The 13,241-nt window shown below is 33.0% G+C and carries 12 protein-coding genes; 2 read left to right on the top strand and 10 right to left on the bottom strand.

Annotated features, from left to right (window positions below):
• Positions 1 to 46: 46 nt before the first annotated feature.
• Positions 47 to 562, top strand: coding sequence for a DUF4920 domain-containing protein (locus BBI01_RS08530; RefSeq protein WP_065394265.1), 516 nt, complete (start codon positions 47 to 49; stop codon positions 560 to 562).
• 362 nt (positions 563 to 924) lie between these two features.
• Here BBI01_RS08530 and BBI01_RS08525 read toward each other — a convergent pair whose 3' ends face one another.
• Positions 925 to 2,034, bottom strand: coding sequence for a M14 family zinc carboxypeptidase (locus BBI01_RS08525; protein ID WP_065394264.1), 1,110 nt, complete (start codon positions 2,032 to 2,034; stop codon positions 925 to 927).
• A gap of 962 nt (positions 2,035 to 2,996) precedes the next feature.
• Between BBI01_RS08525 and BBI01_RS08520 the strand changes: the two genes are divergently transcribed.
• Positions 2,997 to 3,533 (top strand): helix-turn-helix domain-containing protein, encoded by a 537-nt coding sequence (locus tag BBI01_RS08520; protein ID WP_065394263.1) that lies wholly within the window; start codon positions 2,997 to 2,999, stop codon positions 3,531 to 3,533.
• 374 nt (positions 3,534 to 3,907) lie between these two features.
• Here BBI01_RS08520 and BBI01_RS08515 read toward each other — a convergent pair whose 3' ends face one another.
• The 9 genes from BBI01_RS08515 to BBI01_RS08475 form a co-directional block, all read right to left on the bottom strand.
• Positions 3,908 to 5,080 (bottom strand): proline dehydrogenase family protein, encoded by a 1,173-nt coding sequence (locus BBI01_RS08515; protein WP_065394262.1) that lies wholly within the window; start codon positions 5,078 to 5,080, stop codon positions 3,908 to 3,910.
• Between the two features lie 63 nt (positions 5,081 to 5,143).
• Positions 5,144 to 6,073 (bottom strand): UbiA family prenyltransferase, encoded by a 930-nt coding sequence (locus BBI01_RS08510; RefSeq protein ID WP_065394261.1) that lies wholly within the window; start codon positions 6,071 to 6,073, stop codon positions 5,144 to 5,146.
• A gap of 10 nt (positions 6,074 to 6,083) precedes the next feature.
• Positions 6,084 to 7,010 (bottom strand): mevalonate kinase family protein, encoded by a 927-nt coding sequence (locus BBI01_RS08505; RefSeq protein ID WP_065394260.1) that lies wholly within the window; start codon positions 7,008 to 7,010, stop codon positions 6,084 to 6,086.
• A gap of 234 nt (positions 7,011 to 7,244) precedes the next feature.
• Positions 7,245 to 8,735 (bottom strand): MFS transporter, encoded by a 1,491-nt coding sequence (locus BBI01_RS08500; protein WP_065394259.1) that lies wholly within the window; start codon positions 8,733 to 8,735, stop codon positions 7,245 to 7,247.
• 106 nt (positions 8,736 to 8,841) lie between these two features.
• Positions 8,842 to 10,020, bottom strand: a complete 1,179-nt coding sequence (locus BBI01_RS08495; protein ID WP_065394258.1) for an acetyl-CoA C-acyltransferase — start codon at positions 10,018 to 10,020, stop codon at positions 8,842 to 8,844.
• A 58-nt stretch (positions 10,021 to 10,078) separates the two neighbouring features.
• Positions 10,079 to 10,489 (bottom strand): hypothetical protein, encoded by a 411-nt coding sequence (locus BBI01_RS08490; protein WP_065394257.1) that lies wholly within the window; start codon positions 10,487 to 10,489, stop codon positions 10,079 to 10,081.
• Between the two features lie 2 nt (positions 10,490 to 10,491).
• Entirely contained in the window at positions 10,492 to 10,896 is a 405-nt protein-coding gene (locus BBI01_RS08485; protein ID WP_065394256.1) for a hypothetical protein, read from the bottom strand.
• Positions 10,897 to 11,194: 298 nt separating this feature from the next.
• Positions 11,195 to 12,577, bottom strand: coding sequence for a nucleoside permease (locus BBI01_RS08480; RefSeq protein ID WP_065394255.1), 1,383 nt, complete (start codon positions 12,575 to 12,577; stop codon positions 11,195 to 11,197).
• Between the two features lie 22 nt (positions 12,578 to 12,599).
• Positions 12,600 to 13,199: a bifunctional nuclease family protein gene (locus BBI01_RS08475; RefSeq protein ID WP_065394254.1), complete on the bottom strand. Its 600-nt coding sequence runs from the start codon at positions 13,197 to 13,199 to the stop codon at positions 12,600 to 12,602.
• Between the last annotated feature and the right edge of the window lie 42 nt (positions 13,200 to 13,241).

Here is a 13,241-nt window from a genome sequence, read left to right as displayed (position 1 = left end):
GTTTATGATTCGATTTTAATTACTATTTTTGGGAAAAATATTAACAATGAAATTCAAAGCGATATTATTTGCGGCGGCTGTAAGTGCTTCTACTCTTGCTTTTGCACAGGAAACATCTCAAAAAAAAGTAGGTCCACCGGTAGGAAATGCCCTTGTAGGGGATGCTTACGGAGCAGGAGTTGCTTCCAATACTGAATCTAAAGCAATTTCTGTAGAAAAATTAGGAAAGAAGCTTAAAAAAGAAAATAAAAAGCTGGAAAATGTAGCAATCAAAGGGAAAGTAACTGATGTTTGTGAGAAAAAAGGTTGCTGGTTAACAATCCAAACTGAAGATAATTCGCAGTTTTTCGTAAAGATGAAGGATTATGCTTTCTTCGTTCCAACTGCTTTAAAAGGTAAAAATGTAGTATTGGAAGGAAATGCAGAAAGAAAAGTAATTTCTGTGGATGAGCAAAAACATTATGCAGAAGATGCTAAGAAACCTCAATCTGAAATTGATGCTATTACACAGCCGAAAGAAGAGATCAGATTCCTTGCAAGCGGAATTAAAGTGGTGAACTAAAATTTCATGCCCTTATCTTTTGTTGATTTTACTAATTATGTAGATACTTTATCTGAAAACAAATGTTCATTTTGTCATTCTGAAAGAATCTAAACATATTATTATCATAAAACCTCCGGAGCTTTTCCAGAGGTTTATTTTTATAAGTTTTAGCTAAAATCATTGAATGAAATTTTTATGAAACGAACGGGATAAAGCCTATTTGCTACTCAAAATAAATTACGAAGATCCTTTATCTAAAATAGACGTGTACTTTGAACAATCTAAACATAAAATATCATAGAGAGAATTCCTAGTCTCTTTACATGTTCATATCTCTATTTTAATAACAAGTTCGGCAATCCTTTGGATTGCCGAAACTTTTAATCTTCTATTTTAAAATCCACTACTGCATCCAGCTTTGGATATTTATTAGTTGAAACAAATTTCTTTCCTGTACAATCTATTTCCAACCAGCCTTTTCTCTTCTTCACATCTCCGGCTTCCATTACAAAAGGAACAAAGGAAATATCCTCCTGCCCTTCTTCCTTCATCTCTCTATACTGAACAGCAATGTCTAAAATACATTCATGATCTGTATTCAGTTTTACATTCCTATATATAATATCATAATGTGTTTCCTGATTTTCCGGAATTTCAAGATAAGTTTCCCAACCTGTAGTATCAGAATTAAGTTCACTGATTGCCTTTAATGCATAATATAAAGCGATAGTATAATATTTTCGGGTACCTTTTCTTGTATAGTCATCTACGAAATGACCTCCTTCAAATAATATGGTAGGCATTCCTGCTTTTATAAAGTTATCTCCGGTCGAAGTTGGATAGAATTCATCAGAATATCTCCCAATCTGATTAGGAATCATTTCTTTTAAATGATTATAAACACTACCAATTACTGCCATACATTTTTTCCTGTTCTCTGTTACTGTACGTTCTACATTTTCAGAAGGAGCCAGAAAAGAAAGAGTTGCCGGGTGAATACCGTCAGTCGTAAAAATAGTTCTTTGCTCATGAAGGTTTAGTGCATAATCATACTTCTTGGAAGCAGCTGCTTTTTTTAGAAATTTAATCTCTGTACTAGCCTCATTATGAAAATCACGGTTTAGATCAATATCTGCAGCATTCAGTCTCGTCCATCTTTCAGAACCGTCAGGATTTAACATAAAGATAAAATCTAATCTGATCTTACTGAATAAATCTTCTTTCATTTCAGGAGCTTTATCAAGACTCGTCAAAAGATCTAACATAGCATGAGTAGCGTTAGATTCATTACCATGCATTTGCGACCAAGCGAGTACATGAATATTTCCGGTTCCGATGCTTAACTGATAAATAGGTTTATCTAAAAACGATTTTCCGATCTCCTGAACATAATCGCTGAGATTTGTCTGTAAGTATGAAAATAATTTTTCAGGGGAAATATAGCGATTTGGGAAATCAGGGCTTGGAGAATAAATATGTTCAAAGTTCATTGTTCGAAGTATAGTTTACAAGAATCAAAATTAACCATTTTAATGCATAAAAACTAAATTAACATATGTAAACGGGTCTGAAAATTAATTTTTGCTCACTTTTTACGATTTAGAAATGTAATTTACAAAAGTTATCATAAGGTATTTTAGTATTCTATAACATTATAACATATGTAACATTGTTAAACAAGCCATACAGACACTTTGTCTGTGGATAAAATTGTGGATTGCGAATAATTCAAAACAATATATTTAAGCAATACAAAATCAATTAGTTATGAAATTTATCTAAATATTAATTATAACTATACTTGAAGTCTATTATTCCCTATTTTAAGCCAATTATGCATATTTTTTTTAAACAAACAAAATGTGGGAAAGTTGTTTATTCGTTTAGATATACAAATGTAAATATTGAAAAAAATTAAAATCAACATCAATTTTTAGTTCAAATTTAGATTCGTGAAGACAAAAAGATTTAATTAAAAAATTAATTTGAACTATAAAAGAAATTTACCTTCAAACAATTGTAAAAAAGACATTTATTAGGCTGTTTACATAAGTAATTTACATTTGTTTTAACCTGTAAAGCACTGATTTTATGAAATAAATAAAGGTATTTATAAATTTGAAGCTTATTTATCTCTATTATCCGTGGATTAACATTGTAAAGTAATTTATTTAGAAAAAATGATGTCTAATAAGTTTTTATATATCCAAAATTTAGGTATTAAACTCTATTTATTGATCAAAAATAAAAGTAATCTAGCACAAGTGTACTTTTAAATTTATAGATTACAATATTAAAAAACAAATGTAAATATTATATAAACTATTGTTTTATAGTGTATTATAAACTATTTACAATTGTATATTTATAAATAATTATTTTATTTACATCTGTAATTTGCTTTTGTAAATTATATGTTTTACATTTGTAACATAATTAAAGGCTTATTTTTATGAGTTTAAACGAAAGAATTTCAAAAGTTATAGAGTATTCCAATCTTACTCCATCTGAGTTTGCAGATGAAATCGATGTACAACGTTCTTCGATTTCACATATTATGTCCGGAAGAAATAAACCTTCTCTGGAATTTATCATAAAAATTAAATCCCGATTCCCGGATCTTCTTTGGGATTGGTTAGTTACCGGAGAAGGTGAAATGCTGAAATCTGAATTGCCTGTTCCTGAAATTTCTGAAGAGCAAACTGAAGGAGATACGGTAAGAACAACTCCTCTCCCCGACCTTTTCACCATGATGAACAATGACGAGGAATTTGGAGCTGTTGAGGCGGAAATAGAGCTTCCTCAAACAAGTGCTGGAGAATCCTTTATACCATCCTCCGGTAAAGCCGCAGAAAAAATATCCGATTCTCAGCGATTAGAAATTTCTCCCGAAGAAATAATAAGTCAAGCTATTGGAAATCAAACAAATAAAATAAAACGTATTGTTTTGTTCTACGAAAACGGAAAATTCGAAAGTTTTGAGCCATAAAAAACCTGACTAAAGAAAATAGTCAGGCTAAAAAATATTTGAAGAAGAAAACTAAAGCTATTTGCTTTATTGTTTTTTAAATTTAAATATGAATTTTTCCGATACATTTTAGCCTCTTTAAAGACCCCCCATAATAGTATCCGGAAATTTTATATAAATACGATTTTTATCTATTTTAATAATTATATCAAATATAAAAATTTTAAATAAAATTAACAATAAATATTTAAATATTTTAACAAATAATTAATACTATAGTTAAATACATTAATTATCATGAATTTAAATAAAAAAAATAATACTATATACCCATTTAATTAACTTAAATAAAAAGACCCGCAAAATTTGCGGGTCTTTTTTATATATTCAAAAGCTTATCTGCTGCTTTTTCTTCTTTCAAGTTCCTTTTTGATCAATCCAAGTTCTCTTCCCGTTTGTCCGGCTACAGAGGTATTTTCCTGAGCTCTTCTCGTAAGATATGGCACAACATCTTTTACAGGTCCATATGGAAGGTATTTAGCCACATTATAACCTTTGTCGGATAAATAGAAGGTTATATTATCACTCATCCCGTAAAGCTGCCCAAAATAAACGTGAGGATTTCCGCTTTCCAATGATTTGGATTTCATTTTATCCATAATCAATTCGGAAGAAATTTCATTGTGTGTTCCAAAGAATGCTGATACTTTATCCAGATGATTCATTACAAAATCAATTCCTGCATTATAATTCTTATCTGAAGCTTCTTTACTTGGCTGAATTGGATCTGCATATCCTTTTTCTGCTGCTCTCGCTCTTTCTTTCTCCATATAAGCTCCACGTACGATCTTATATCCAATGAAATAATTTTTCTCTCTTGCTCTCTGAAGGTGCGCTTCCATATATTCCAGTCTTCCCGTTCTGTACATTTGGATTGTATTCCAAACAATCGGCTTTTCCTGGTTATATTTCTCCATCATTTCTTCGCAAAGCTGATCTGCTGAATCCTGCATCCACGTTTCTTCAGCATCCACCATCACTTTTTTATCATTTTCATGACAAAGAGCACACACCTCATCAAATCTTCTTACTACTCTCTCCCATTCTTCTTTCTGACTTGTAGTAAGCTCTGCTCCTTTTCCAACGGCTTCATAAAGATCAATTCTTCCGAATGCCGTAGGCTTAAATACAATAAATGGAATTGCCGGATTTCCTACTGAGAATCTTACAATATCTTTAATTTCCTTACAAACTGCATCAAAAGTTTCTTCGTCTTCTTTTCCTTCAATAGAATAATCGAAAATACTTCCAACTCCTCTTTTGAAAAGCTGTTTTACAACCTTCATACTTTCTTCACGTGTTTCACCGCCACAAAACTGTTCAAACAGGGTGTTTTTTACAATTCCGGTAACGAATGGAAAGTTGTTGTGTACTGTAAAATTAAGAACGGATGTTCCAAGGCTTGTAAGTGCAGGCTGTTCAATCATTTTAAACATCCAGTAAGCCTTTCTCAATTGTGCATCAGACTTGTCTGCAAATGCAACTTTAGTATCATTAAAAATGGGCATTCCTATTTATTAAATTTAATTACGCAAAGGTAATAATAACCTTAGTTTATTTAAAGAATTTTTTTATAATTTATGTTCAATTCCGTTTAAAAGCATTGCAATAATTCCCACGAAAACCCAAAAACGTAATATGTTCAATGTGAGAAAGCTACTTTTCCGGCTGGAATTTAAAAAAAGATAAATACAAAGAATCATAATAAATAACCCACCAGCAAAGTAATAAGCCATAAAGCCCGTCACACCTGTTTTTGTAATAATCTTCATGGAAACAGCCATGGTTACCAAAAGTAAGGATATAAGAATAATTTTTGTATTTCTACTTTTAAAATAGTTTGGAATCGTAGTATAACCGAATGCTTTATCTACACTTCTTGTAAGCATATCTTTTACAATATCAATACATAAAAGAATAAGGAAAAGAAAAACAGCCATAAGGAAAACTTTCTTGGAAAAGGTTTCATAATATACCATCATCCCGAAAAACGGATACAGGGTAAGACTTACGAATGTGAGATTATTCAGTATTAATACCCTGCTTAATTTGTGGCTGTAAAACCACATAAAAAACTGATATACAACAAAAAAAATAAATACATTGTGGGAAATCATCCAAGCTACACTCAAAGAAATAGCACTAAGCCCAAGGTAAGCATATAAAAAATATTTCTGCTTAATAAAGCTTTGAATTCTGGTTCTGAATGGTTTTACCACATGATCTTTTTCGAGATCGTAGAATTGATTGATTATTCCGCCTGCTAAAATGGTAAGAACGGTACAAAAAATAATACCGTGTACTTTAAAATCAAAGACGAAATTTCTAAAAGATTCTTCCTGATTAAACAGAAAAAAAGTAGAAACGTAAAGGGCAAATGTTAATAAGGCAGCGACAAAAAAACGTGCTCCAAGTAAAAAGCCCACGAATTGAGAAAATCTATAGAATAAAGATTTTGAAATATAATTTTTAGATTGGAAAGTTTCTTTTTCAGAATTCATTCCAATCTATTTAAAATCTGTAAATCACTTCTTTTTGGAAGCCATCAAGCATTTTTTCTGCTTTTTCATAGTCTTGGGTAAAGCCTAAAATATAGCCTCCACCACCGCTTCCGCAGAGTTTCAGGTAATATGCATTGGAATCCAATCCTTTTTTCCAGATATTGAAAATACTTTCTGGAATCATAGGACGGAAGTGTTCATATGCCCAATGAGAAAGCTTTTTAAGATTTCTGAAGAAAGGATTCATGTCTTTTTTCAGGAAAGCTTCTATACATGCGTTATTGTAACGGATAAATTCTTCTTTCAATGTTTTACGAAAACCTTCTGTCTTCATTTTTTCAAAGAAAATCTGAATCATTGGACCTGTTTCACCTGTAATTCCGGAATCAATCAGGAAAATAGCTCCTTTACCTTCTTCTCCGTCAGGAATTGATACTCTGTCAAGATTTTCTTTATTTTCAATAAGAATCGGAAGGTTCATGTAGCAGATCAATGGATCCATACCTGAACTTTTTCCATGAAAATAGCTTTCCATTTCACCGAAAACTGCCTTTAATTTTTTAAGATTTTCTTTGGAAATATTTTCAGGATTCAATTTGCTGATCGAATATTTTTCAAAAATAGCAGCTACTAATGCTCCCGAACTTCCTACTCCATATCCTTGGGGAATATTAGAATCGAAGAAAAGTCCGTTTGAAATATCACTCTTGAAGCTTTCAATATCTAAAGTAAAATCATCAGAAAGATCAAGCGTTGTAAGAAAGTCTGAATATTTCTGCAGATGCCTGTTGGAATTAAGTTCAAATTCAGAACTCAGATCTGAGAATTTTAAAGTTCCTTTATAGAAGCTGTAAGGTACTACAAGCCCCTGGGAATCCTCAATCATTCCATATTCTCCAAACAGGATTATTTTTGCATAAAATAAAGGGTTGGTCATATTGACAATAAATCTTTTTGCAAAGTTAAAAATTATTCCGCTGAATATAAGCAAAACCCGGACCGAATTATCAGTTTTTTGGTTTTACTTCACTCAATTACTATATAAAAATACGATAAAAGTGCCAAATTCCGAAAATTTCAATGTTAAATTACCATGAGCCGTATTTAAGAGCAAGAATTAATATTAAGTTAAAAAATAAAAAAAGACGTTAAAAATAACGTCTTTTAATCTTTATAATGTTTCTCTGTCCTTTCTCATTTTAACTTTCAGGAATCGGATTAGAACCAACCCTGCGCCAAAGAATAATGTCATGGACAAAGCTGCAATACGCATATTATTAAAATGCTCAATTAATGTTGCAAAGATAAATGTACCAATGATGATGGCAATTTTCTCCAATACATCATAGAAGCTGAAATAAGTAGTATTTTCCATTGAATTTTCCGGAAGTAATTTCGAGTAGGTAGACCTTGACATTGCCTGAAGACCTCCCATTACTAATCCTACTACTGCTGCTACTCCATAGAACTGATATTCTACAGTAGGGTTTTCTTTGTTTAAGAAATAAGCCCAGATACATGCCACAATCCATAGGAAAATAGCAATAGAAATTACGTTTCTGTTTCCTATTCTTTTTGATAGCCTTGAGAAGATTACAGCTCCGATAATTGCTTCAATCTGGATGACCAAAAGGGTTCCGATTAGTTTATCCTGAGCTAAATTAATCTCACTTTTTCCAAACAATGTTGCCATAAGGAAGATTGTCTGCATCCCGACACTATAAAAGAAGAAACTCGACAGAAAGAATTTCAGATTTCTATCCTTGAAAAGCTCTCCTCCCACTTTAAAAAGCTCATGGAAGCTTTCTTTAGCAATGTCTTTGTAAAAGCTCATGTTGTCTTTTAACACTTCAAAGAATCCTCCCTGCTCTTCATGCTTTTTAAAGATGTTCTTGTAATTTAATAATACTAGATCTTTAGGAAGTTTATCTTTAACATCTCCAAACTGAGGAAGGTGTTTGAAAGTATATTGTGAAAAACCGAACCACCATGCTCCTGTTAAAAGGAAGCTGATTCTTGTAAATAATAATTGTTGCGCTGCTCCTTTTGCAAAAACCTGAATAAGGATCAGACAAATGACTACCAATACTACAGACCCCAGATATCCATAGACATATCCTCTTGCGGAAAGAGCATCCTGTCTGTCCGGTGTTGCAATATCCGGAAGAAAGGAATTATAAAAAACCAAGCTTCCCCAGAATCCGACACTCGCCGTAATACTGAATAAAAGCCCGAGAAATACATTATGCATTCCTGTGAACATTGCTAACCCCATACATGATGTAGCTCCCAAATAGCAGAAAAACTGTAAAAAGGATTTTTTATTACCAATGGTATCAGCTAATGAGGATAAAAACGGCGACAGTAATACTACGATAAAAAATGATATGGTTAATGAATATCCATATACCGCATCCGGCTGATATTCTTCACCAAAAATTTTGATCATATGCCTCACCGGGACATCAATCCATTGTTTTGTTTCCGTCACATATTCCTTCTTTTCATAAGCTGTGGTAAGAATGGAATAATAAATAGGGAAAATGGTGGAAGTAATAACCAGGGAATATACGGAATTCGCCCAGTCATATACAGCCCAAGCCTTCATAATCTTCGGATTATTCTTTATGTTTTTAGGCTGTCGATTCTCAGTTTCAGACATTTCAAATAAATATTAGTAGCACAAAAATAAAAAAACCATTAAGAAATGGATAAGTTTTTAAAAAAATTATCGATTCCTTAATGGCAATATATTCTGAGACAGAATATTAGATATTTTCAATCACGATAGCAGAAGCTCCACCACCACCGTTACAGATAGCTGCAGCACCATATTTTGCATTATTCTGCTTTAATACGTTGATCAAAGTAACGATGATTCTTGAGCCAGAACTTCCCAGTGGGTGTCCTAGCGCTACAGCACCTCCGTTTACGTTTACTTTGGAAGCGTCTAATCCTAAGATTTTATTATTTGCCAATCCTACTACAGAGAAAGCTTCGTTAAATTCAAAGAAATCAATATCTGATACTTCTAATCCTGCTTTTTTAAGGGCAATAGGTAAAGCTTTAGCCGGAGCAGTTGTAAAGTTTTCAGGTTCTTGTGCTGCGTCAGCGTAAGAAACGATCTTTGCTAATGGCTTTAATCCTAATTCTTCCATTTTTTCTTTTGAAACAAGGATTAAAGCAGATGCACCATCATTCAATGTAGATGCGTTAGCCGCTGTTACTGTTCCTTCTTCTTTTTTGAAAACTGTAGGAAGTGTTGAAATTCTGTCGAAGTTTACCGCTTTGTACTCTTCATCTTCAGCAAAGATTACTGGCTCTCCTTTTCTTTGAGGAATAGAAACCGGTACTATTTCTTCAGTAAACTTTCCTTCGCTCCAAGCTTTTGCTGATCTTTTATAAGATTCTATCGCGAAGTTATCCTGATCTTCTCTTGTAATGCTATAGTCTACTGCACATTTCTCTGCACATACTCCCATATGTACTTTGTTATAAACATCAGTAAGACCGTCAAGCACCATACCATCCTGCATTTTGATATCACCAAGTTTTGTAGCTACTCTAGCATTATAATAGTGAGGAACTAAAGACATATTTTCCATACCACCTGCAACAATTACTTCTGCGTCTCCTGCTTTAATTGCCTGAGCAGCCATTGTAACAGCCTTCATTCCTGAAGCACAAACTTTGTTTACTGTAGTGGAAGGAGTGTTAACAGAAAGACCAGCTCCTAATGCCACCTGACGAGCCGGAGCCTGTCCTTCTCCTGCCTGTAGCACATTTCCCATATAAATTTCCTGAACGTTTGCAGGATCTAAACCAATTTTATCTAATGCTCCTTTTACAGCAGTTGCTCCTAATTTAGTAGCCGGAACTGTTGACAAACTTCCCATAAAACTTCCCATTGGAGTTCTTACTGCGGAAACAATGAATACTTCTTTCATGTATATAATTTTTATTTTTTTACTAAATGAAACCTTAGTTTCACTTTTATTATTAAATTTATTTTACTTTTATATAGACCACATCAAACTGTGAGCCTTCAATCTTCGTATTAATTTTCAAAAGATTATCCTGAGTAGCGACAACTTTATTATTGAAAACATCTCCGATCTGAGCGGGATCATTTTTATCTGTTTTTTCCATAACGACTGATTTGTAGTTACAGTCATCTACAAAAACCAAAGTAGATTTTATATAATCTTTTCCGTTATTGAAATATTCTGTCTGAACATTATCTTTAATGGTCATATGCCATATAGCTTCCGGATAATTTGCTCTGATAAATTTACCTTCCTTTATATTTGAGCATTTAACTGGGTTATCCGGTTTTTTCTGAGCAGATTCCTGAGCTTTAATCTGAGAAACTGCCAATAGTAAAAATCCTGTTGAAAGTACTTTAAAAAGCCTCATATCTAAATTTGTGTACGTTGATTTACTTTTTTATTATTTCCTGGTAAAACCATCATAAAAGCGCCTAAAAACTCTACTATCCAGCCCCATTTTAATTTAACCACTCCTGCAAATGTTTCTCTCCAGGATTTAAAGGGTAAAAAGCTGAAGTATTCTAAAGACTGCATTTTAACGGCAATCAGGGTGAATACGAATAAAAGGATAAGCAGAATTCCAAAAAATCTTACAATTTTTGCGCTGTTATTTACAATTCCAAAGACTGCACAGGCTGTAAAGATCCAGCATGCTATAGCCAAATAGTGGTCTAGTTTCCAATAATTCCAGTTTCCAATAATAGGAACATGAACCAAAGGCAGAAAACTCCCTACAACCACGAATAACAATCCTAATAACTGAATATTTTTCATATTTACTAAAGTGCCAAAATACAAAAAAAAACACATTTTCAAATCATCTGTTTCCAAACATGTAATTATCTTCCCTAACAATCATTAGTCATAATAAAACCTGTAAAAAAATAAATATTCAACAACAATATTAACAATATATTAACAAGTACAAAACATCAAAATCATCATTATCATAATTTTGAAAGCACTTTTTATGCTTATCAACATCTAAAATTTAATTATGAAACGATTTAAAACAAAAAAATTGCACTCTCTTATCGAAAGTGCAATTGAATATCGTTTATTTTTTACTGAATTAATGTTTCACTGATGAAACGTCTTCAGGTTTATGCTTGTGTTTAAACAAAACGGCAAAGAATATTGCTAAAACCAATGAATAGATAGCGAATGACAGCCAAATCTGGTGCCAGTCTTTTACCATTACAACGGTAGAAAGTGTTCCGTCTGAGTTGACAACCGCATTAAAACTATTCTTTAGAATTTGTAAGAATGTAGGATTATCTGATGTTGTTTCCAGATAAGTTGATAATTCTGTTGCGGTATTAAACTTATGAGTAAAGAATTTATCAATAGCCCAGCCTGCAATATAACTACCAAAAACGGCTCCAAATCCATTCGTCATCATCATAAATAAACCTTGTGCAGATGAACGGATCTTTTTATCTGTTGTAGTCTCTACGAAAAGAGAGCCTGAGATATTAAAGAAATCAAAAGCCATTCCGTAAACAACACATGAAAGAATGATCAAAGATAGCCCCAATCCATCCGGAACTCCATAAGCAAAGAACCCGAATCTAAGTACCCATGCCAACATGGACATCAACATTACTTTTTTAATTCCAAATTTCTTAAGGAAGAAAGGGATTGCGAGAATAAATAATGTTTCTGATACCTGAGATATCGACATAATAATCGTAGATCTCTGTACTACAAACGAGTCTGCATATTTTGGAAAATGAGCAAATTCACTTAAGAATACATCACCATAAGCGTTTGTCAACTGAAGTGCTGCCCCCAGAAGCATTGAGAACAAGAAGAATAACGCCATTTTATAATTTCCGAAAAGCTTAAAAGCATTTAATCCCAGCTGTTCAGATAATGGTGCATCTTTATCAATTAATTTCTGTGGTGGGCATTTTGGTAAAGTAAGAGCGTAAATCCCTAAAAATATAGCTACTGCTCCTCCGATATAAAATTGTCCTTCTGTAGCTTTATTTCCACTAAGGTTTGTAATCCACATTGCCACAATAAACCCAATAGTACCCCATACACGAATTGGTGGAAAATCTTTTACTACATCCAGTCCGTTATTTTTTAGAATGGTATAGGAAATTGAATTGGTAAGGGCAATAGTTGGCATATAAAAACACATTGCAACAAGCATTACCGAAAAAAATGAGTTCGGATCAGCTGAATGTGGCAGTATAAAAAGCATAGCCCCGTAAAGGATGTGTAATACTGAGAAGATTCGCTCGGCATTTATCCAACGATCGGCAATAATCCCAGTAATGGTAGGCATAAAAATGGAAGCGATTCCCATTGTTCCGAAAACAGCTCCAAACTGAGTTCCGTCCCAATGCTTTGTACCAAACCAAAAGTTCGCCATCGTAATCAGCCACGCTCCCCAAACAAAAAATTGAAGAAAACTGAGGATGGTCAGTCGTAATTTTAAATTCATAGTTTATATAAAAAGTATCTCTTTAGTCAATTTTCTTTTTCCTCCTCTTGATTTCTTCCTGAATTTCAAGGGCTGTATCATAATCTTCTTCTTTAACGGCATCATCCAATAACTTCTGAAGTTCATCCATAGAAAGGGATTTCAGAGTATCTTCAGTCTGTACTGTTTCTGAAAAGGTTTGTTCTTCTCTTGAAACATCTTCTAATTCTAATAAGATTCCAGCTTCATTCAGAACCTGCTGTGTAGTAAAAATAGGAGCATCGAATCTTACAGCCATAGCTACGGCATCAGAAGTTCTTGCATCAAGAATCAATTCTTCTTCGGTAACTTTATTCTTAAAGTTGATATTTGAAAAGAAAACGCCATCTACAATCTGATAAATTATTACAGAAATCAGTTCATAATTGGCAGAAACTATAAATTTTGTGAAGAGGTCATGAGTAAGAGGGCGCGGTGGATGGATATCTTTTTCTAGTCCAAGAGAGATCGACTGAGCTTCGAAATTTCCTATAACAACAGGTAATTTTATGTGTGTTTCTTCATGCTCCAGTAACAATGCATACGCTCCAGATTGGGTCTGGCTGTATGATATTCCGCGAATAATTAGCTGTTTATAATCCATAGCTACAAATATAGATTAATTTTTTGTTGTGTTTTCACTTTT

The organism is Chryseobacterium artocarpi (genome assembly GCF_001684975.1).
GTDB lineage: Bacteria > Bacteroidota > Bacteroidia > Flavobacteriales > Weeksellaceae > Chryseobacterium > Chryseobacterium artocarpi.
Note: the sequence above shows the minus strand (reverse complement) of the source record. Positions and strands in the feature narration are given on the sequence as shown.